This window comes from Paenibacillus aestuarii (assembly GCF_027789125.1).
Taxonomy (GTDB): Bacteria; Bacillota; Bacilli; order Paenibacillales; family NBRC-103111; genus Paenibacillus_E; species Paenibacillus_E aestuarii.
Window position 1 is genome coordinate 1 of sequence record NZ_JAQFVF010000037.1, and the last position, 23,131, is coordinate 23,131.

Consider the following 23,131-nt stretch of genomic DNA (forward strand, 5'->3'; position numbering starts at 1 on the left):
GAGGCCACTGAAAAAGTCCTTCGTATGATAAAGACACACCCTGCTCAAGTTTTTGTGAGGATGGTGTGTCTTTTCTCTGTATAATTAAGGTATTAAACCAAGTAGGTGAAAAAATGATTCAAAAACAACAATCTATGACTTTTAGCCCTTATTTGGAACTTTATAACTTGGTGGTACCGAAAGACAATATGTTACGGCAAATCAACGAACTAGTTGACTTCTCTTTTGTATATGAAGAACTGAAGGAACGTTACTGTCTAGACAACGGCCGAAATGCGATCGACCCCATCCGAATGTTCAAGTACTTGCTATTGAAGGCCATTTTTGAACTGTCCGACAACGACATCGTCGAACGTTCGAAGTACGACATGTCGTTTAAATATTTTCTTGATATGGCACCTGAAGATCCAGTGATTGACGCTAGTTCCTTAACCAAGTTTCGGACGCTGCGACTGAAAGACTCGAATTTACTTGACATGCTCGTGGGTAAAACAGTTGAAATTGCATTGGAGAAGGGCATTATTAAAAGCAAAGCCATCATTGTCGATGCTACTCATACCAAAGCCCGTTACAACCAAAAATCCCCGCGGGAAATCTTGCTGGATCGTTCACGCAAGTTAAGAAGAGCGGTCTATAAAGCTGATGAGTCGCTGAAAGCCAAGTTCCCAGTTAAGAATACCAGTAATGTACTTGAAGACGAGATCGACTATTGTCAAAAACTCATAGCTGTTCTTGAAGCTGAAGGTGGTATTTGCGAATTACCAAAAATTAAAGAACCATTGAATTTCTTGAAAGAAACAGTTGCCGATGACCTGCAACAATTACGGATTTCAGAAGATCAGGATGCAAAGGTCGGTCACAAAAGCGCGGACTCTTCGTTCTTTGGCTATAAGACCCATCTTGCCATGACCGAGGAACGAATCATAACAGCTGCCATTGTCACGACGGGTGAAAAGAATGATGGAAAGCAACTGCAATTACTCATCGAAAAAAGCAAGGCAACAGGCATGGAAATCAAGTCCGTCATCGGAGATACAGCTTACTCTGAAAAAGACAATATCGTTTATGCGAAAACCAATAATATTGAACTTATTGCAAAACTAAATCCGCTTATTACACAAGGGGCGCGTAAGAAAGAAGATGAATTTCAATTTAATAAAGATGCAGGCATGTATGTGTGCAAGGCTGGCCATATGGCGACTCAGAAGGCACGGACAGGGAAAAAGGGAGTAAACGATAACCAAAAGAATACCTACTACTTCAATATAGAAGTGTGTAAGAGGTGCCCGTTCAAAGAGGGATGCTACACCGAAGGAGCAAAAAGCAAGACCTACTCGGTGAGTATTAAGTCTAGCGAGCATACTGAACACATCGCCTTTCAGGAAAGTGAGTACTTCAAAGAAAAGGCGAAGGAACGCTACAAAATAGAGGCGAAGAACAGTGAACTAAAACATAGACACGGATATGACGTTGCGTCATCTTCGGGTCTGGTTGGCATGGAGTTACAGGGGGCGATGACGATATTTACCGTTAACTTAAAGAGAATATTGAAACTGATGAAGTGAGCAACCAGCTATAAAGGCTTTCCTAGACAGTAAAAGACGGCCCCAATACCCAAAAACTGGGAATTATGGTCGTCTTTTATTTTATGTTCTTCAGTTGTTCCGTAAAAATCACAAGTTTTTCAGTGGCCTCGTTCAATACAGAGATCATCTTCTTCAATCTGCCTAGACTTTTTTAGAATGTCCTTTACAAAGGGTACAGTTTATTGTAGGGAGTGGTTTTGTCTTTATATTAATGTATATTATTTGGACAAATTCATGCACTTGGGTTGCTTTCAAAAGCTATCCATTTAGTAAGCGAGTGTTTTCACGTCATCATGCTCACTTAGTATTGTTTGTTCTATTAAGTCGAAGAACCTTTTCAACATGGGGCTATGCCTTTCATTTTGGAGAGCTCTTCCATTGTTGGAACGACCACGCTATCAAAGACAGCGTTATGGCAGATAATCATCGAGCCACATATCCGAATCTCATAGTAAAGTAGCTTAAGTTCAGGTATTGCTTTCAAGAGTTCGTCTATTACAGCGGAGTAAACGATTTCATCTGCTACGAAACAACCGGTATAAAAAAAGAGGTTCAAGCATGATTCCTAACCTGTGGTCCTCAGATTTCTGTTTAACTATCGCGTCCGTTAGATTAAAAAGCAATCATATCAGCTCAGAAATAAACATTGGTGTTGCTCCGTCCTCTGTCTTAAAGCCAATTTTATTATAGAATTCAACAGCATGAGGATATGAAATTAATACCTTTGAACCATATTCTTTATATCTTTCAAGCATAATGTTCATTAATCTCTTTCCTATACCTTTGCTCTGATAACTCGGATGGACAAGCATATAATGGAAATATACCGTTAAAGTTCCGTCCGATAAAGCATTTATCAAGGCAACAAGCTTTTCCCCATCCCAAGCTGTAACAATAGAATGAGACCCTTGTATTGCTTGTAAAAGTTCGTTGGGATACTTACCGGACTCCCAACCTACTGAAAGAAACAATTCTTGCAGTTCCTCAGCACTTATATCCTCTTTACTTGAAGCGTAATAAATTCCCATCCCTACATTCTTTCCCTTCATATACTGACGCAATGAATCTTAATATTAATTTTTGTAAATCTAAATATAAAATAATATAGTAAGGAGTTGAAGGCCAATGCAATTTTCTGTATTTCAATAAAACTAATAACCACATCCCGGAATTATCCTGCCAATTAGTCATAATGAACGAGGCGGCCCCATTTCGCTTATCGTAGGTTACATTTGGTAAAAATGTGTAGTGGATTCTACTAAAAACCAAATGCAGAGCTACATTCGAAAGGAGCCGCTACTATGAAGGATTACACAAAATTTGTTGGTTTAGACGTATCAAAAGATTCAATTTCTGTTGCTGTTGCAGACACAGGACGTGGTGAGCCACGGTTTGTCGGCAACATTCCTCATACACCTGAAGCTATTCGTAAGTGTATGAGAAAGCTAGGCACTCCTGAGCAATTGCATGTATGTTATGAGGCAGGACCAACTGGGTACGCTCTTTTCAGATTTCTCGTCTCCATAGGAATTGACTGCATCGTTGTAGCCCCAACCCTTATCCCTAAGCGCGCAGGAGACCGAGTTAAAACGGACCGAAGAGATTCTTTGAAACTTGCAAAGCATCTTCGATCTGGTGAACTTACTCCTGTTTGGACACCAGATGAAGATCATGAAGCATTAAGAGATCTCGTTCGCGCTCGGCATGACGCTAAGGAAGACTTGCATCGAGCTCGTCTTCGTCTTGTCCAATTTTTGCTTCGTCATGATCTGCGTTCTCCAAAAGGAACAAGAAATTGGTCGGTTAAACATCGCGAATGGTTGAACAGTCTGCACTTTGAACGATCTTCATTACAAATTGTTTTTCAAGAGTATCTTCATGCTATTGATGAAGTCGCCGATCGTATGAAACGCATCGAATCAGAAATACATGAGCAAGCCATAAGCAGTGTTCATGCACCTGTCATCCAAGCTCTTCAAACCATGCGTGGTGTTGCAGAAGTAACTGCAACCACATTGGTAGCCGAAATCGGACAGTTCTCTCGTTTCTCAAGCCCCAGGCAATTAATGTCTTACGCGGGACTCGTTCCTAAAGAATATTCAAGTGGAACTACCAGGTGGCAAGGCTCCATCACCAAGGTTGGGAATGCTCACATTCGTCATGTTGTCGTAGAATCAGCTTGGGCATATCGTCACTCACCATCGTTAAAGGGCCAACTCCGTGCTCGACAAAATGGACAAGACCCTGAGGCCAAGCGTATTGCATGGAAAGCTCAGCATCGTTTGCACAAAAAATATCATCAAATAACTTCTCGAGGGAATGCCGGAAAGAAGGCCGCCGTTGCTGTTGCTAGGGAACTCATGGGGTTCATTTGGGCTATTGGTTGTGAAATTGAAAAAAAGCAATTGGAAGCTGTTTCGGCAGCTTAATCATCTATTAGCATCGCATTGGTTTAAAGGAATAATTTGAGGTTTTGGCTCGGGGGCAAAGCTCTGGTAAGGAGAACCCTCATGTTGAACTATGCACTAGGTCTGTTTTTATAACCGAATGTGCGCCGTTAGTCCGAGGCAGCTCCGCGACGGATGGATTGAAATGCGGTAACCAACCCGCGCATATCAGACTGTTAACCACCGTCAACTACTTTGCCTTCGTGCCAAGATCTTAAAGCATTCTCTTTTTCAGCGTGCCCATGATATTCTTTCTCTCCGTTTGATTGTCAAGGACGCAAAGTCACCGTCCTTGACAATCACTTCGCGAAAGAATCTTTAGGTTATTAGGCTGAAAGAATGGAAGTAAAGAAATAAGAAAACCTTCCAAAAAGTGGGGTGTTGACCGCCTCGTTCATATCAGTTCAATGATAAAGGCAGCCGCTCGTTCTGACCTGCAGCCATGTTATCAAAGTAAACCATCGTTCCCCGTTTGCCCAACAAACATCGCTATTTTAAATGTCGCCTGGTTTATGAATAGAAAATTTCATCGTTCCAATCTTTATTAGGGGCTACTCTTGGGGATGACCAATAACCGGTAAGATCAACGTACGGGGGCGCATTATCTCTGCCGCTTCGATAAAAAAACAAAAGAGCCAGTTTAAATGCGGCTGGTCTCTTATGTATAGGTAAACAGATTTAGTTAATTTCATCCAATAGTGTCTTCAATTGCGGATTAAGCTTCAAAGCGTTCAAGATGATCTTCAGAGCTTCTGCGCGAGTAGCACTGCTCTTTGCGTCAAACTTGGCATCCGCTTTACCGGTGATAATACCGGCTTGCGCTTCAGCTCTAATTTCGTTTGCTGCGTAGGAGCCTTGCAAGTCGTCAAAGTTGCCTTTGGTCGTATCCTTCGGCACGTTATTAAGGTTCAGCATGCGGGACAGAAGGACAACCATCTCTTCTCGAGTAATCGTGTTATCCGGCTTGAACGTACCATCCTCATAACCGCTAATTATTCCTGCCTCTACAAGATTCTTGATGGCCTCTTTCGCCCAGTGGTTGCCCACATCCTTCAATGCAGCATTCGTATTACCGCTGCCTTTAATATCGAACACTCGATTTAGAATCGCTGCAAATTCCCCGCGAGTAATTTTGCCATCCGGCTCGAATCTACCGTCGCTGTAACCGTCAATCACGTGCAGCTTTACGAACGCATCAATCGTCTTTTCAGCCCAGTGCCCTTTTGTGTCCGACAGGGTTACTTTAACCGGATTTTTTACAGCTTCTTGAACCAGCTTCGAAATATTCTTAAGCACATTTGCGTCGCCCTTCACTACATCCGACTTGAACACATCTGTGGTAGAAGCAGGTGCTGGATCGGGAGTAGGTACAGGTACAGGTGCAGGCGCTGGGTTAGTAACAGTTGAGGTGGAACTGCTACGATGAGAAGAGCGATTGTAGCGTGTGATATTAACCGTATAGGTTTGCGCAGATCCATTCTGTGCCGTAACCACAATGCTAATGACATTCGTACCTAGGCCAAGATTTACCGGGTTGCTGACAGATACTCCATTGAGATATAAGTCCGCTGTTGCATGGCTATCAACGGTAGTATAAGTAACTGTAGTGACAGACACATTCTTAGGCACCGCAGCGGTATAGGCGTACACATCTCTACTTACCGTTTGATCGAGTGTAATACCATCTAGAGTCAGGGAGCTTAAAGCAGCATTACTTGATCCGGCTCGTGTAATATTGACCGTATAGATTTGTGTAGTTCCATTCTGTGCCGTAACCACAATACTAATGACATTAGAGCCAACGCCTAGATTAACCGAATTGTTAACTGAAGCGCCATTGAGCTGCAAGTTCGCTGTTGCATAGCTATCAGCAGTAGTATAAGTCACTGTGGTTACAGATACATCATTAGGCACCGCCGCTGTATAATCGTACACACTTCCATTTACCGTTTGATCGAGCGTAATACCGCTTAAACTCAACGAACTTAGCGTAGCGTCAGAAGAATAAGAGGAATCATAGATGTGTTTCGAACCTGAGAGTAAAGAAATTGGTTTAGTTGAGATATTACTAATATCAGACTGAACCCTGAAGGTGACAAGCCCGTTGACCGTATACCAGGAGAAACCTCCCGTTACACTAAATCCATTTAAATAATCATTAGGGTCTGCGTTGCAAAAGGCAACGTTTGGATCAGAAGAATGAGCGAATACTTCCGTTCGATCATCCACAAGTCTATCATTGGCATTATAAACGGCAAATGTCAGATCTACATAGCCTGTATAAACAGGGTCCATCTCTGGTTGACCTACTTGAATGGCATGATCTGCAGGGGACCCCGGTTTTGGCGTTATGTGTGTTGAGTCTGGGTTGAAGGTGATAGCTTGAACAGCAGGCCCCCCATAATTAAGATTGGGAACCCAGCTTACAGTGCCGTCGCTCACGTAGAAACCTACAATTTTTTTACTGCTGTCTGTCGAGACTGTTGCTGATGTCTGACCAGGTTCAATCGTATGGCTTGCTGTAAGTCCGTCTGAATACCTTACGATGATTTGATTTGCATCATTTAATGTATTCCCAAAGATAAATGACATCGAGGAGTAGTTTGTTAACACGCAGCCGCTTAACAAAACTAGACCCAAAACTGCGACTAAAGACAAACTGAACTTCGTAAAACGTGTCTTAATCCTGCTCTTCATTGTTTCCTCCAAATTATAAATTCACATAGGCCGTATTGACTAGAGTTATTATATAATAAAATAGGTCTAATGACTTATAAATTTAAAGGTAATTTTGTCAAAATGCAAAACGATTGCCGTGGATATGGATCAAACTAAACTATTTTGATACCCACTGCCGCCTCACAGTCATCAAATAATCAGAGTGTGCTTACTCTTCACCTTGCTTATTGACAAAAAAATAAGCAGGCCCTTTTAAACGTTCTAAAATAATTGTGCGCATTTCTTTCGAGGACACGACTTCTTCAAGTGCCCTTTGCATGCAATCCAGCCAAGCTTCCGCGTGCTTCACGGTAATCGGAAATGGTGCGTGGCGAGCTCTCATCATCGGATTCCCATGCTGCTCCGTATATAAGGATGGTCCGCCGAAAAATTGTGTCAGGAATTGATATTGCTTTTCGATCAGAGGCTCGATTTCCTCCGGAAATATGGGCGCAAGCAGTGGATGCGCTAGAACTTTCGGATAAAACGCATTTACGATTTTCCGTATTGTCCCTTCTCCTCCAAAGTAATCGTATAGTTCCAATGTATTAACTCCCCTCAAAATAGTAATAACAGAATTCTATACTACGATTTTACCCCATGTTTCTAATTATAGATGTTATTTCAATCACAAAATATCGTAGCAAAGCTAAGGATTTATGACTTCTTATAAATCAAAAAAGCTGCGATTTGCACGGCATTTAATTCGATTTTGTTCTTGCACAGGACAAACAATAACTATTCAGCAGCTGTGACTAAATTCTGTACAGCTAGCGTAGCATCAATGGCACAATTTAGTATAGATCAATTCCCTCGATTGTTCTTAAAATTCTAAATCACGCACGTTGTTTATGCCGATTTATATCTGCGCAGAAAACAAAGAAATGGGCCCCTTTGCGATAAATTTCTGGTCACCAGCTTCCTTTGCTATTTCCTCTAAATAATGCGGGATCAGTTACACCTATGATTGAATATGCTTGTTAGAAGTTTGATTGGTTACGTACGAGGTCCAAAGCCTCAAATATCCCATCTAAGTGAAATGGCGGCATCCCCTAACCGGGAATGCCGCCATTTCCTCTGTCTCTACATGATGAAGCTCATTCATCTTCCTTAAAACGAATCAACCTTTCCTCTGTATCGTTGATCCGCGTAAATTCATGTGTTCGGGATGCTTCCTCGACGTCACCGTATCCCCAATTTGCGTGCGGCACGTCAGGCCAGCTTGGCTGGAAGTCACCGGTCAGCGGCCCTCGCTTCAACACACGGTTGAGCGTAGCTACCGCTTCGTTACGGCTCAAGTTGCGCATCGGACGGAACATGCCATTCTCACCAAACATGTAACCGAGCGAGTGCATCGTCTCGATCTCGTCGCGGGCCCAGTGGCCGGCAATGTCCGGGAAGGAATACGCCTGGGCCGGGGACGCCGCGCGTCCCAGGAAGCGAAGCACCGTTGCCGCGAATTCCCCGCGGGAAATGCTCTGCTCGGGTTTGAACTGGCCGTCGTCATAACCCTTCATGATCCCGGTCTGCCACATCACTTCGATGCTGGAATGTGCCCAATGCGCATTAGTAACGTCCGGATACGACTTGGCCGGCAGCGTCGACTTTCCTTTGCCCAGCAGTCGAGCGAGAATCGTCGCCATCTCGGCGCGGGTGATCGAGTTGTCCGGTTTAAAGGTGCCGTCCGGATAACCGCGGAGGTAGCTCTCGTGAGTCTCCGGATTATCGAATTTCAGTTCGAACGCCGGCACTACGGAGGCACCGCTTCCCGATGTCTCCGAAGGAGCATACTTCACTACTATCTGGTATCCGGCAACGACCGGATTCACTAATTGAATCAAGAGCTTACTACCGTCGGCGCTTAGTTCGACCTTTGCCACTTTCGCCGCCTTGCCGCCCACCAGCACTTGCAGCGCCGATGTGTCTACCGATCCAGCCTTGCCCCCGCTTAAACTGACTTCAATGGTCGAGGAGCCGGACACCGCCTTGGAATCGGCCACGGACACTGTCACCGGTTCAGGCGCGCCGCTGTAGCTGCCGCCTTCAGACCAAGCGACTGCCGGTACAGCTGAGGCCCGGAACAGAGTAAACGTACTGAAGTGCTTCACGCTAAATCTCAACCCGGTCGGGTTGCCGTTATCGTCGTAGACGACATAAGCTGGGGTGTTGCCATCGCCGCCGATGATTTCCGTCGTATTGTCATCCGTATGCTGGACGTATACACGCAGCGAATTCAGATAAGCTTGCTTCTGTGCCGGGTCCTGCGGCAAGCTGAGATTCGTAAGCGGTAGGATCACTTCGGTCGTGATGTTGTCGTTCTTGGACAAGTTTGTCTTAATCTCCCTCGGAATATCCAGCAGCGTGACATTCGACAAACTGGCTTTTGCAGCTACCTCCTGCTTCAACTGATTGGCCTGCTCGGCTGTCTGGTCACGGTCAGGGACAATAACGAAGTACAAATCGTAGCCTTTATTGCTGATTTTCTGTAGCTGCTCCGAGGCGAGCTTTATGCCACCCTCCGGCGTCATAACCTGCAACGCTTGCGAGACGCCGTTCTTGGCGATGATTTTCTCGATGCTTTGGATTGGCACTTCGAAGGCAAGCTGGTCCGCTTTCTGCGAGGCGCCGTTGTCCGGCCGATCACTGAAGAATACATTCAGTACGGATGCCGAAGAAGCCTGCACCTCCGAATCGCCGATGACCAACTTATCGATAATCTTGCTATCTGATAGCGTGGTGCGGGTAATGGTCGCTACAACCGGTTGATTGTCGATGACAACAGTGTTGTCACCGCGGGGAACAGTCGTCTTGTTGACGTCTACCTTAGTGCTCTTCGCGATTAACAGGAACGTCCGGTCAAGAGAGGTTCCTGCCCCTTTGCTGACCGTCGCCGTTAAAATCACATCCACATCCGCTGCCTGACGCTTGACGGTTGCGATAAACTTGCGCTTCGTTGGCTCAAATCCGCTGTCGGCAGAGGACACGGTATCCTCGCTGATGCTGATGACATCCGGGTTACTCGACTTCCACCCGACCAAGGTACCATAGTCTCCATCTTTCACGAGGAAAACTGGCAACGTTACGCTTTCCCATATGTCGGTCTTGTTCGAATATCCGACCTTCAAGTTTTTTATCGCGTTCTTGATGTCATCATTCAGCTCGCTAATCGATTCCGGCGTTACCGCATGCACCGTATTCGAGGTAAGGCGTCCAGCGTCATTGGCTGCCACGACGACGAACGGGTAGTCTGTGCCGCTACTTAAGCCGGTTACGGTATACGTACTCGACGTCACGGTCGCAATCCGCGTACTATTCTGATACACATCATAGTAAGCAGACCCGAATACGGTGTTCCAAACGAGCTGCGCAGTCGACTCTGTTACGGCGGGCACTGTCAGCTGCAACATACCGGTCGGAGCTCCCTGTCGGCTGACGGAGATGTCGTATTTTACAATGGATTGACCGACATGGATGATGCCGTTCTGAATATAGCCGTCTTCACCTTCCGCTGCCGGAACATTGCGGCCTTCCACTCGACTGTCGTAAGTCTCATAGCCTGATTTCACAGCCTTCACGTAGTAATCTCCATCTGCAAATACCAACCACCCATACTCGCCCTGCGTGTTCGTCAGCTGTGGGTTATGGTTCTGGCTCGGAGCGAATTCCAGCATCTCTGGGAGAGCTACCTGTGTGTCCGGCGTACGCCCCTTCTGGCGGTTCAATTCCGTATCAGCCCAGTAAAGCTGCAGTTCCATCCCCGGTACAGGCATTATTCCCTCCGTAACGATCCCGTAGGGATCGATCAGCGTCGGTTCGATCGCTAATTCGCCATTTTCGGTTACGGTCACATTTTTCCATATTCCTGCCAACTTCTGCCCCGCGACTGTCACCTGGAACAGCATGCGGTAGGACCCCGACTTCAGACCGCTGATGACGAACTTGCCGTTTGCGTCCACTGTGAACGGCTGCAAAGCTTGATTGCCGGCATATAGCATTCCGGACACAGGATTCGTGCCGCCGAAAATACCAGTCATCGTCTTGCCGAGCTGATTGCGGATGAACAGTTGACCACTGATCCGATTTTCAGCATTGACCGTCTCGCCCTGTCCCGCCGAACTAACATCTGCAACTTGCTGGAAGGTCAAATCCATCGGCTGACCGTCAATGACTGTCTGCGTCGTGATGTTCAAAGTGTAGCTGTGATTAGCGAGCGGCACAATGATGCTGTAACTACCGTCTGGCCCAGTCGTTACTTCCGCTGTAAACAAGCCAATCACTGGTCCAAGGTCCTCGCTGATCTTCACCTTAGCCCCAGACACCGGCTTTCCGCCGATGGAGACAATACCTTTAACAATAGCCGGACTGTACGTGATATCGACCGTCTGCTCCGCGAACACTCCGGATTCCAGGTCATGGACGACAATTAAACTCGATTTCACCGTCTTCGACAAGCCCTGGATCGCAGGTGCTGTCAGCACGCTGGATGCCGAGCCCTGCGAGTCCGTAACAGCGGTCGCCGTGGATAACGTACCCGCCTCCGTGGAGAAAAGGACGCTTGCTCCTGTTACTGGCGTATTGTCGGCCCGGTACTTCACTACCGCCTGCAGTTGGCTGGTGGAATTGCCGTCGCCGACAATCACTTGTGGATCGGCCGTGAGTTCAATCGATGCGATGTCTGGGAAATGAAGATCTTGTTTGACGACCGAGCCGCTCTGTAAACTGACCTGTGCGGACACGAGCGTCTTCTTGCTGTTAGCGATGTAGACCGCTGCGCTTACCGATGGAAGCCCCTTAACGGTGTATTGCCCACTGTTATCTGACACCGCCGTACCCAGAAGCTGGCCCTGCGCGTCCATCACGCTAATCGTAATGTCAGGTACGCTAGCCCCCGTGGCACTATATACGTAGCCGCTAACGCCCGCAGATGCATCCGCCGTCCATCCCGCATACAGCGTCAAGGCGCCACTTACAGTCGTATTGTCAAAATCAAACGCTGACTGCAGTTGGCTGTCGCTGTACCAGCCCGCGAATGCATAGCCGTTCTTCACCGGATCGCTCGGCTTCATCACCTTGCCGCCAGTGCTTACCGTCTCACCGACCACCGTACTCCCCCCGTTGCTGTCGAACGTGATCGCGTTGCCGCTCGCTGTCCATCCCGCATATAACGTTAGGTCACTCCGAACTGGTGTAGAGAACGAGTAAGCGTTTTGCAGATTGGCATCGCTGTACCAATTAGAGAACGTGTACCCCGGCAAGATCGGGTTGGCCGGCTTAACGGCGGTGCTTCCCGCGTCTACGGCCTGGCTGTTGACCGCGCTGCCCCCATTACTGTTGAAAGTGACCGTCTTGGCGCCGACCTTGAAAGTGGTCATATCGTTCGCCTCATTGCCAGCCGAATCCGACGTTGTCGCCTTGACGTTGTGCGTGCCGTCGGTCCATGTATTCGGATACGTCCAATTACCGGCGTCGTCCGCCGTTACGTCGACTACCAGTAGACTATCCACGTTTAGATTGACGACTGCATTCGGCTCCGTCGTGCCTTTCACGCTGGCGTTCGACGCGGCAGCGCTGTCGGAGGCCGGAGATTCAATCACCACGAATGTGGATGTCTTCACTTTCAAAGTAGCCGTATCCGTCTTGGCCGCATTGCTAGCGGCGGACACCGTCACCTTATAATCCGTAATGTCCTTGAGTGCGTTGGCTGTCGGCACCTTGGCGGACCACTTGCCGCCGGTTACCGGAACATTAGAAATAGTGAATGTGTTCGATGTATCCAGCTTCTCCTGGAATGTAACGTTGACCATCGTATCGGTTGAGCTGCCCCGCACAGTTGGCTGCGCGCTAGTTACATAAACCGTATCGCCACTATTCTCAATGTTGACGTCAACGGCATCGACACCATAGTTGACACTGACTTGCTTGGTATGAGCAGCTCCGTCCGTCATTTGCGCCATAATGACATGATAGGAGGTGCTGTTGGCATTGGCGCCGAGCGCCCGATCAATAACGGTGCTCCAATTGCCGCCGTTGTCCGCCGTTACCGTCCTGTATGGTTGACCGTCCACGAACAGACTGACCTGCGATCCAGCGTCAGCGGTGCCCGTAATTGTCGGCGTCGTGACGGTCGAAGAACGCGAGTTGTTGGCCGGAGCAGAAATCGTCAGCGTTCCGTTTAAATATTTGATCGTCTGCATCGCTACGACGCTAGAGCTGTTACTATCTACCGCTTTGACGATGTACGTATTGTTCGCCAGCGGAGCAGTGATCGTACCGCTAGTCCACGTACCACTGCTGACCGCTCCGTTAACTTTAATACCATTCTCGGTGTAGACGGCTGGTGAGCCGTCCGACGGTGTAATCGTTAGATTGACGGTACGATTACCGCTCGTCGACTTTACCAGACCCCCGCTGATTGTCGTCGGGAACGTGAAAGTCGAGTAGCTGTTGCCGCCGTTAATGGAGATCTTAGAGTCGCCGATATCGAGTCGTTGAGTAGCTGTTCCGGTATCTCCGTACTCATTCGTAACAACAGCCTTAACCGAATAAGAGCCATTAGCCAATAGCGACACTGCCGCGCCCCACGTACCGCTGTTCACGGTCGTTGCCGCCGTTTGCACGGACTGTCCAGTGGCGGAAGAGGTGATCGTCAACGCCACCGAGCTTCCGTCCGCAGCATTTGTCGTCGTGCCTGTAATTGCCGTCGGCTGCGGAGTCGCCGATCCCGTGCTATTATCATAGGAAGAGGACAAATTCGTGAACCCAATTGTTGGTGAATAGATGCCAAACGGCGACGCCTTCACATAAACGCCGGCTCCTGTCATACCGTCTTTATTCACCACCGCTAAGTTGGCTGCCTTAGATGTCGCGAACGAGTACTGCATAACGGAGGACATCGTCAGGCTGGGATCGATCTCGGTCAGGCGACTGATCGGCACTTGCAGATCGAGCAAATAATCCCCGTTTGTATCTACCGTAACTCTTGTACCCGGCACGTTAGAGCCCGAGCTGTCGGTCTTGTTAATATAATGAATAACTGAACCGTTCGGGTTCGTCACATAGATGTAGTCTTCATGCGGCGATTTGCCATTCAGGCCTACTACAGCTTTTGCAGCGCCTCCCTGTGAAATCGTGATAAGCCATACAGAAGAAAGAAAGCCTCCCTTCTCATCCCGCGGATCACCTAGCATCCGCATCCGGAAGTACAAGTTAGCCCCGTCCCCAGCCGCATAGAAAGACGGCTTGTCCCCAATACCTTTGCTGTTGCCACTAGTAAAGTCGACATCATCGGGACTGATTCCCGGTTCGTTCGCTGGATCGTAAAGCACCCCTGTTCGATCCCCATAAGCCGTGAAGCTCGACGGCCACGCTGCCACTGGATCGTTAAAAGTTTGAATCGGCGTACTGCCGGCTCCGGCTGCTGCTGCCTGCGGCAGCGGAACTTGTCCCCCTATAAGAATAAATAAAAGACAAATCCTAAGAATGGCAAATACCAAAGACCTGTTACTTCTGCGCGTCATCTAGGTCGATGACCCCCTCATCTAGTTAAAATGTACCACTAATATGTCGAATATAGTCTAATTATACTAGCTAATTAATGGAGATGGAATATAATTTTCGACAAACTCTATTTACTTTATTTTCACAAGACCTATATCACCCTCCAAATTTTAAGTCTTAAATAAACGGAAACGGAGGGATTTTCCCAAAAACAAACCTCTAGCCCCCATAGCAATAGTTAAATGATGAATTAACGAAAAAAACACGGGTCTAAGTACCCGTCACCACCTAGATCCACGCCTAACTTTAATTTTTCCAGGTGGGGAAACTTTTGCTTTTAAGTCTCGGCTACTTGATTCGTGCTTATGATAGATTTGAATATCGATATCGATGTATTCTGCAACACATCTCTAAATTCACCACTAAATACCTATATTTCTACCTTCAAATATTTTAAATTGCAGCATCTTGTATTTACAATTCCCTACAAAGGTACTATATTTACTGTTGCATCTTGAGAACAGTGAGGGGAGAAATTATGAAACGCTTGACGAACCAGCTAATGAAATCTAAGAAAACCAAGAAAAGCTTTTTGAATGTAAAAAACCGCCTGATCCTAGCCTTTTTGGTCGTTCTGATCGGGCCTACTTTTTTCCTGGCCTGGAGTTCCTACAATACGGCCAAAAAAACCGTGGACGAGCACATGATTCAAGCTGCGGAATCGAATGTTAAGCTGCTGAACAACGTATTTAGTCAGTTTATTACAGCTAAACAATTGGATGTTTCCGGGTTGGCGAGCAGCATGGAACTGCAAGGCACGACTTCTATAGATGGGGGCAATATTGGCAGCAATCCGCAAGTGCGCAAACAGCTGGAAAATTATAAGGCCGTGCATCCGGAAATCGAGCAAGTCTATGTCGGCGCAGAAAGCGGCCTTTTCATGAATGCTCCGGATTCACTGAAGAATCCTCCGGACTACGACCCGAGAACTAGGCCGTGGTACCAAGAAGCGATGAAAAATAAAAACACGCCAATTGTGACAGCACCATACATATCCAAATCCTCGAACCAGTTAGTCATCACCATAGCGCAAGCGACCAAAGACGGGCTAGGTGTCGCTGCGATTAATGTCAGCATTGAACATCTGGCAGAGATTACCCGCAGTGTGAAGATTGGCAAGGAGGGTTACATCTATCTCTTGGACAAAGATGGCAAATACATCGTACATCCTACAGAAAAAGCCGGTTCCCAAGCCGCTGATAGCCCAGAAACTCGCCAGCTATTTGCTTCTGACTCGGGCAGCTTCTCCTACCAGCGAGATAACGAGGCTAAGAAGATGAGCTTTGTGACGAACTCTTTAACAGGTTGGAAAATCGCCGGTACGATGTATCAGAAAGAAGTCGCGGAAGAAGCGATTCCTATCCTACATCAAACGCTAATAGTCCTCATTGGCGCGATGGTACTGGGCACATTGCTGCTTATCTGGGTTCTAGCTTCGATCATTTCACCTTTGAAACAATTGAACCGTCTCTCCAAAAAGATCAGTGATGGCGACCTGACGGAGCAAATTGCTGTGACCCGTGACGATGAAATCGGTTTGTTAGGGAAAAGCTTTAATGAAATGTCGAGTTCCTTACGCAGCGTTTTGTATCAAGTTAGTGAGAGTGCCATTCAACTGTCGGCCTCGGCTGAACAGCTTTCTTCGAGTGCAGAAGTCAGCGCAAGCTCAAGCGAACAAATCGCCGGCAACATGCAGGAAGCGGCTTCCGGGACGGAGCGCCAGCTGCAGAGCACGGAAGGAACACGCGATGCTACGCACGAAATGGCTATCCAAGTCGCTATCATTTCGCAGAATGCTGACAGAGCCTCCGCTTCCGCACAGAATGCCAAGGATCGGGCCGCTTCCGGCAACGAAGCGATTCAACGCGCCGTGAACCAGATGCAGGCGATTGGCGAAGGTGTCGGCAATCTGGAAGCCGTCATTCAAGGACTTGGCGCGCGTTCCGCCGAAATCGTGAAGATCATCGATGTCATTACAGGCATCGCCAGTCAAACCAATCTGCTTGCACTGAATGCCGCCATCGAAGCAGCCAGAGCCGGCGAGCATGGGCGCGGTTTCGCTGTCGTGTCACACGAGATTCGCCGCCTGGCGGAGCAGTCCGCTGAATCAGCGAAGCAGATTTCGCATCTGATTGAGGCCATGCGCCAAGATACCGATGCGACGATGGCCAATATGGAGCACGTAACTTTGAAAGTTCACGAGGGAGTGAACGTAGTGAATATGGCCGGCGTCTCCTTCGAAGAGATCTCCGTATCCGTCGATGAGGTTGTCAAGCAGATCAGCGAGACGTCATCGGTGAGTCGACACATGTCTGAGAGCACAACAAATGTTGTTGCTGCCATGGATGCAGTAACCCGGATTTCCGAAGATACCGCATCTTATATTCGAGAGGTAGCTGGCATTACGGAAGAGCAGCTTGCCTCCATGCAGGAGATCACTTCTTTCGCTAATGCACTGACGAAAATGGCTGAAGATCTGCAAGCTTTGATTGAGAAATTTACAGTCTAACGATAAAATCTGCCATTGGCAGCAGAAAAAGACCGCTGAGCATCCGTCACATGCGCCCAGCGGTCTTTTTTTTTTGCACCTCGATATCATTAAAAACAGCGAAAATTTGTAAGCCGTGTTGCAAGAGCTTTTACTCATTAAATGAGCGCTTCGGGTATTACCACCTCTAAAATGAGAACAACTCCGTAACCTAGAGCTACGGAGTTCCTCTTTTCAACTTATTTCTTATCAGCAGTGGCGATAAATTTGCCTGAGCTTGAATCGTACATCACAGTTACTGTGTATACAAGCCCTTCAATCGTGTAATCCTTTGAAGATTTGTTCGCATTTTGCGTTCCCGGGTTCGATACGTTGCCGCCGGATAAAGTCGCATTGTTAACCGTCTTGGTCGTACCGTTAGAATAAATCACAGTATAGGATGCTACAATTTTGAATTGATTGAGACCTTGTGCGACAGGTGTCAGCGAGGAGAAAATAATCTCATTCGCTACAACGGTCAGATTTACTGTAAATTGAACACTTGTCGCATTTCCAGCTTCATCGATAACACTCAATGTGTAGCTGCCGTTTGTCGAAATGGTCGTTCCCGATACAAACGGCTGACCGTTCAAGGTCGCTGTTCCTTCATTAAATGTAGGTGCAACGGCTGCTGTGTAGGTTTGACCGTTTACAACTCCTGAAATGACTGGCGCCGTCTTGTCGATGTTATTCACCACCGCAGTTACGCTACCGACATTACCTGCTGCATCTGTAAATGTAAAAGTAAACAGGCCGTTATCTGTAAACGTGTAACTTTTAGATCCGTTATTATTGGTCACCGTTACGTCTTCAGAAGGAGTGATCGTTGCTACGACATCCTTATTCGTCGGGCTTGTTGTGGAATAGCTTACTGTTGCTGTTGGTGCTGTTTTATCAACGTTATTTACTGTGGCAACAGTCGTTCCTTTGTTGCCCGCAGCATCCACAAATTCAAAGGTAAAGCTACCATTGGTGTAGAAGGTATAGCTCTTGGACCCGTTGTTATTCGTTACCGTAACATCTTCACTTGGCGTAATCGTCGCGATGACGTTACCGCTTGTTAAAGCGGTTGTCGAGTACGTAACGGTAGCAGTTGGTGCTGTGCGATCGATATTATTGACAGTAGCGACAGCCGTCCCTGTATTACCGGCGGCATCCGTAAATTCGAAGGTAAAGCTGCCATTGTCATTAAACGTATAGCTTAAAGTTCCATATACCGTATTCGTCACGGTTACCGGCTTACTTGGGTTCAGGGTGGCGGTTACAATGCCGTTCGTCGGTTTCGTCTCTGAATATTCGATAGAACCAATCGGTGATGTCTTATCAATGTTATTTACTGTGGCAACAGCCGTTCCTTTGTTGCCCGCAGCATCCACAAACTCAAACGTGAACAAGCCGTTTTGAGTAAATCTGTAATTAAGCGAACCGTCGACGGTATTCGTCACCTTAATAGGCTCACTCGGATTTACAATCGTTGCAATTACATCGGTATTTACCAAGGATGTTGTCGAATAGCCGATGCTTGCGGTCGGCGGCACTTTATCAATATTGCTGACGACTGCTACAGCAGAACCTTTGTTGCCTGCGAGATCTTCAAACTCGAATGTGAAACTGCCGTTGTCGGTAAAGGTGTGGCTTGCGCCGCCTTGGCTTGTAATCTTAACTTCTTCGCTTGGCTCAATCGTAACCACAACATCTTGATTGGTTGGCTCAGTTTCAGCAGGATAAATGACTTTAGCCGTCGGTATAATTTTATCAATATTGCTCACAATGGCGGTTGCCGTACCAGTGTTGCCCGCTTCATCCTCGAACTCGAAAGTGAAGCTGCCGTTATCCTTAAAGGTGTAGCTGAGAGCGCCATTATTGTTGGTTACTTTAACCGTTTCGCTTGGGTTAATCGTTACAACTACATCTTGATTGGTAGGTCCCATGTTGGAAGGATACATTACTTCCGCTGTCGGTTTAATTTTATCGATATTGCTGACCATTGCTACAGCAGAACCTTTGTTCCCCGCTTTATCTACAAATTCAAATGTAAAACTTCCATTCTCCGTAAATGTATGGCTCGATCCGCCATCGCTTGTGTAGATCACATCTTCGCTTGGTGTAATCGTCGCTGTAACATCGCTATTGGTAGGAGTGACTTTGGAGTAAGCAACTTCGCCCGTCGGAGGAGTTTTATCGATGTTATCTACTTTCAGAATCACATTTCCCTTGTTGCCTACAGTATCCTCAAAGTCAATAGGCAGCTCCCCATTCTCCGAGAAGGTGTAGGATAACGTCAAGCCATCCTCGCTCAAATCCAAACCGGTCGTATCCTTGATGATAACCTTCTTGCTAAAGCTGACCGTCGCACGTTTTGATTTGTCGGTTCTATTGTTGAATATGAAATACTTCCAACAGGAGCCGCTTTATCGATGTTGTTTACAACTGCAGTAGCACTACCAGTATTGCCGGCTTCGTCCGTGAAGGTGAATTCAAAGCTTCCGTTCTCCGTAAACACATGGCTGGATCCGCCTTCGTTGGTGAAGTTCACTTTTTCACTTGGGATAGCCGTTGCAGTCACATCGGTATTTACAAGGGAAGTGGTGGAATAGCCCACAGTTGCCGTCGGAGCTGTCTTATCGATATTGGAGATCGTTACTGTTTTTGACGTTTTATTACCGGCTGCATCGATAGCAACAAAAGTAAAGCTGCCGTTGGCTTCGAAGGTATGGGACGTTTCATTCAACGAACCTTCATTAGTGATAGCTTGCACTGTTATGGATTGATTCGTCGGATTCGTATTATATGGATTAAAAGTAATGACAGGAGGGGTCGTGTCAACAGTCACTGTTATTGACTTGGCTTGAGTGTGGGTTTGACCTGCGGTTTTTCCATTTTTATAGACGGTCCAAGCATCTAACACGTAATTGCCATCTTCGGGTACATCAATAGAAAAACCGAAGAGTTTGTCGGAGATAGGGAATGTTCTAATTACAGCAGATCTTACAATCACTCCGTTCGAATCCTTGACAGACATCACAAGCTCTGGACCGTCGATCAATACGGTGCCTGTTAACGATTTCTTGTTAATCTGCATCGAGTCTACCTTAATAACACCAGTCGCAACATCTTGCTGAGTCCTGCCTGTTGCAACCGTACTCGTTGTAGTCGTTGCGGCCGATACCGACGGAACTGCACTTAAGACCAATAAGCTGGCTATTGCAGCAGTTCCCAGTTTCCTTAGTTTCTTCTTCATACCGATCATCTTCCTCTCAGTGATTGAATCTCTAAGAGGGCCGGTTACACTATTAGCTCCAGGCAACCCAAGTGTCCAGTTACAGACTACCCTTCAACGCTCCCCTAATTAGGCTATAAGACTAGTTTTTCTTTAAGCGACTCTTTTGCACATGGGTATAATGTACTATTTCCTATAGTAAGGTATGAGGTGTTGGTTTTCAATATGCTTTTTCAAAAAAATGTAATACTGCTTGAGTCCTTCAATTGGCTTACAATGTTCTTATTATCCTCAACTGCTTTCGCTAACTGTATAATTAGCTTTGCCCCTTCACTTTCTCATTTAGAGTCAAAAGCATAATTTGCATTTTGTAGCATATTAAGCTGATCTTTTGTATTGAGAGTTCTGCTTTTATTTTCACCCGACTTGGAAAACCCCAGCTTACTCAAAGTATTAACCTATGAAGAGACCAGAGACATTTGATGTATTCTTTAGAAAATCATCGACATGATTTTACATCCTATATGTTGCAACATATGTAAAATAGAACTGTCAACCATTTAGGGGAGGTTATGATCATAGTTCGCAAAGGGGCCTTACAAAACATTCAAATTAGAAGAATGATGAGATATTTCTTGAAAGTAGCCAGTCTCGAACAGTTGGAACTGCTGTCCAAAGTGTTAGATCGTTGCATTGAGAAAAGGAAGAACTTACAACTGCAATTGAATGAAAAAAACGACCACATCGCCTAGAAGTGGTCATCTTTCTTTTTATCAAGGCTTGTTCAAAGCTCTTTCTCCAACTCCACCGCCTACGATGATGATCGTATCAGCTTGAACAAGCTTCTGATCAACGACAAGTAGTCCGCCTGCAAAAATAAAAAAGATGATAAACACAAACCCCAAAAATCACCCGGGCGAGTTATAGAAAAAAACCATCCCCTCGCTATATGTCATAGTGAAGGAATGGTTTATGCTCATTTATTTCGCTTGCTGCAATATTCTTAACAGAAGGGTTGCCGCTTCAGCACGAGTTGCATTACCTTGCGGTTTCAGCGTACCGTCTTGATACCCGTCCATCAGGCCTTTCGCCGTTACCGTATTTATGGCATCCTGCGCCCAATCGGAAATTTCGTCTTGATCCTTGAAGGTTAGGTTAGATGAAGCTAAATCCATATGCGTTGCTTTAACCAGCATTGATGCTATTTGCTCACGCGTCACCAAGTCGTTCGGAGCGAATTCACTATCGCTGTAGCCACTAATAATTACATTCGCCGCAGCTGTAGCGATTAAAGATTTTGCCCAATGGTTCGTCGTATCAGCAAAAACTTTGCCCTCTTGCGTTTGAAGATTGAAGGCTTTGACAATGATCGAAACGAATTCAGCTCTCGTCATGTTGTTATCCGGCTTGAAGGTACCGTCGGAATACCCATCAATAACACCCATCTCAACCAGCTTCTTAATATTTTGTTCAGCCCAGTGTCCGTTTAAGTCGGAGAATTTCAGAGCAATCGCTTGACCTTCCGGTTTGGATGCAAGTACGGCAAACTTCGTAAAATGATTGACAGATGCACTGACTGTACCATTCGTCATGTCGACTTGATTGTCATCAAGCTTGATCCATGTATTGAAGGTTTCGTTCAGCCAGTAAATACCAACATTGGAGTGATCTTGATCGACTTTACTTGCATCAAATGGTAGCGTAATTCTAACGGCTTTCGTGAACAGGCCAGGTATGTTTTTGGTGATATCAAATACATCACTCACAAGTAAGGACCCTGCGTTCATCGGCAATCCAGATGGATTAGACAACCTATTCACAGTAATGGTTAAGTTAGTACCATCCAGGGCTCCAGCCGGGACGTCAATCGTAGCCCCATTTAGCCTGACAGTACCTCCGTTGGAGATGGAAATGGTGTTGGAATTCGTAGATGAAGTACTGCCGCCGCCGCTTCCTCCACCACCACCGTTGCTTGAGCCTGAATTACCGCTGTCATTAGAGCCACTTGTGCTGATGACACTAAAAACATCTGTGTCCACATTCGTGCCAATGCCTGCTACAACTGTATATGTACCGACAGCTGCATCTGCGGGTAAAGTGAAGCTTTGGGAATAACTCCCCATATTTGTTGGTACATCATCATAATAAAGAACCGTGTTGTCCGGGCGAATGACTTTAATAATCACATCATTATCACTGGATGTCCCAGAGATTGTTACCGTTTCTCCCTGATATTTATTCGTAATATCCGTTAATGTAACTGGTGTTGCGGCCAGCATCGCCGATGGCAATAAGGTGAGGACGAGAGAGCCTGCTGCTGCAATACTTAATAACCGTTTCTTCACTTGATATCCTCGCTTTCTTGTTAGGATCAAGCCTGGCTAGAGCCAGGCTCGATATCAAAAATTTATTATTGCAGCGGCACTGGAGCAGCCAAGCTGTCGCCGTTGCTAACAAGGCTGGTGCCGAATTCACTCGCTACGTATACATTAACTGTGTAGCCGTCACCTGTTACGTTAAAGTAGGCTGTGAGATTCTCTGCGGACTGGATGTCCTTCTTCAGTGCAACGATGCTCACAGGTTTTGTTCCTTGCATCAACTGGAAGATAACAACCTTGTCGCCTGCAGGCACAGTGGAACCTGCTACTGGCGTAACGGTTACAGAGGCTGTGATGCCAGCAGAGCGGTCGATTGAGCCATTATCGATAGAGAATGGTTTAGGGGCTGCTGGCGTAACTACATACGGAGTAATCGCTCCAATTTCAATAGCTCCATCCGCTGCAACAGTTACTGCGATTGTTGCATTGTTTGTTCCGTCTGTTACCGTGAGCGTCGCTGTACCTTCAGCCACCGATGTGATCACGATCTTCCCTGCATCTGCACCTGTGCCAATCTCTGCTTTCGCAATCGTTTCATCACTGGAACTCACACCTGTTCCAGTCAAGCCTAAGGTTGCAGCATCGTTGGCTACTGATTTGTCTGTTGCTTCTGTAAATGCTGGCGTAGCTACATACGGAGTAATCGTTCCAACCGAGATCGAACCATCCGCTGCAACAGTTACTGCGATTGTTGCATT

General features: G+C 46.6%; 12 protein-coding genes and 1 riboswitch. Of the genes, 3 read left to right on the forward strand and 9 right to left on the reverse strand.

What is annotated here, in order from left to right:
• The first annotated feature begins 113 nt into the window (after window positions 1-113).
• Window positions 114-1,565 (forward strand): IS1182 family transposase, encoded by a 1,452-nt coding sequence (locus O9139_RS17410; protein ID WP_270877866.1) that lies wholly within the window; start codon window positions 114-116, stop codon window positions 1,563-1,565.
• Window positions 1,566-2,209: 644 nt separating this feature from the next.
• Here the strand turns inward: O9139_RS17410 and O9139_RS17415 are convergent.
• Window positions 2,210-2,614: a GNAT family N-acetyltransferase gene (locus O9139_RS17415; protein WP_270880745.1), complete on the reverse strand. Its 405-nt coding sequence runs from the start codon at window positions 2,612-2,614 to the stop codon at window positions 2,210-2,212.
• A gap of 273 nt (window positions 2,615-2,887) precedes the next feature.
• Here O9139_RS17415 and O9139_RS17420 point away from each other — a divergent pair, with 273 nt between their 5' ends.
• Complete coding sequence (locus O9139_RS17420; protein WP_270880746.1) at window positions 2,888-4,015, forward strand: IS110 family RNA-guided transposase; 1,128 nt, start codon at window positions 2,888-2,890, stop codon at window positions 4,013-4,015.
• A 696-nt stretch (window positions 4,016-4,711) separates the two neighbouring features.
• Here O9139_RS17420 and O9139_RS17425 read toward each other — a convergent pair.
• From O9139_RS17425 to O9139_RS17435, 3 genes are all read right to left on the reverse strand, one after another.
• A complete protein-coding gene (locus O9139_RS17425) occupies window positions 4,712-6,730 on the reverse strand; it encodes an S-layer homology domain-containing protein (protein ID WP_270880747.1) in 2,019 nt (672 codons plus the stop codon).
• A gap of 190 nt (window positions 6,731-6,920) precedes the next feature.
• On the reverse strand, window positions 6,921-7,295 hold the full coding sequence (locus O9139_RS17430; protein ID WP_270880748.1) for a globin domain-containing protein: 375 nt from the start codon (window positions 7,293-7,295) through the stop codon (window positions 6,921-6,923).
• A 553-nt stretch (window positions 7,296-7,848) separates the two neighbouring features.
• On the reverse strand, window positions 7,849-14,268 hold the full coding sequence (locus O9139_RS17435; protein ID WP_270880749.1) for an InlB B-repeat-containing protein: 6,420 nt from the start codon (window positions 14,266-14,268) through the stop codon (window positions 7,849-7,851).
• A gap of 518 nt (window positions 14,269-14,786) precedes the next feature.
• Here O9139_RS17435 and O9139_RS17440 point away from each other — a divergent pair.
• On the forward strand, window positions 14,787-16,817 hold the full coding sequence (locus O9139_RS17440) for a methyl-accepting chemotaxis protein (protein WP_270880750.1): 2,031 nt from the start codon (window positions 14,787-14,789) through the stop codon (window positions 16,815-16,817).
• Between the two features lie 218 nt (window positions 16,818-17,035).
• Here the strand turns inward: O9139_RS17440 and O9139_RS17445 are convergent, their stop codons facing one another.
• The 5 genes from O9139_RS17445 to O9139_RS17465 form a co-directional block, all read right to left on the reverse strand.
• On the reverse strand, window positions 17,036-19,141 hold the full coding sequence (locus tag O9139_RS17445) for an autotransporter outer membrane beta-barrel domain-containing protein (RefSeq protein ID WP_270880751.1): 2,106 nt from the start codon (window positions 19,139-19,141) through the stop codon (window positions 17,036-17,038).
• Entirely contained in the window at window positions 19,132-20,076 is a 945-nt protein-coding gene (locus O9139_RS17450; protein WP_270880752.1) for a hypothetical protein, read from the reverse strand. Before O9139_RS17450 ends, O9139_RS17445 begins: the two co-directional genes overlap by 10 nt.
• A gap of 29 nt (window positions 20,077-20,105) precedes the next feature.
• Window positions 20,106-20,189, reverse strand: a riboswitch (cyclic di-GMP riboswitch).
• Window positions 20,190-20,828: 639 nt separating this feature from the next.
• Complete coding sequence (locus O9139_RS17455) at window positions 20,829-20,951, reverse strand: hypothetical protein (RefSeq protein ID WP_270880753.1); 123 nt, start codon at window positions 20,949-20,951, stop codon at window positions 20,829-20,831.
• Window positions 20,952-21,035: 84 nt separating this feature from the next.
• Window positions 21,036-22,400, reverse strand: coding sequence for an S-layer homology domain-containing protein (locus tag O9139_RS17460; RefSeq protein WP_270880754.1), 1,365 nt, complete (start codon window positions 22,398-22,400; stop codon window positions 21,036-21,038).
• A 65-nt stretch (window positions 22,401-22,465) separates the two neighbouring features.
• A partial coding sequence (locus O9139_RS17465; protein WP_270880755.1) for a hypothetical protein occupies window positions 22,466-23,131 on the reverse strand: 666 nt, incomplete at its 5' end.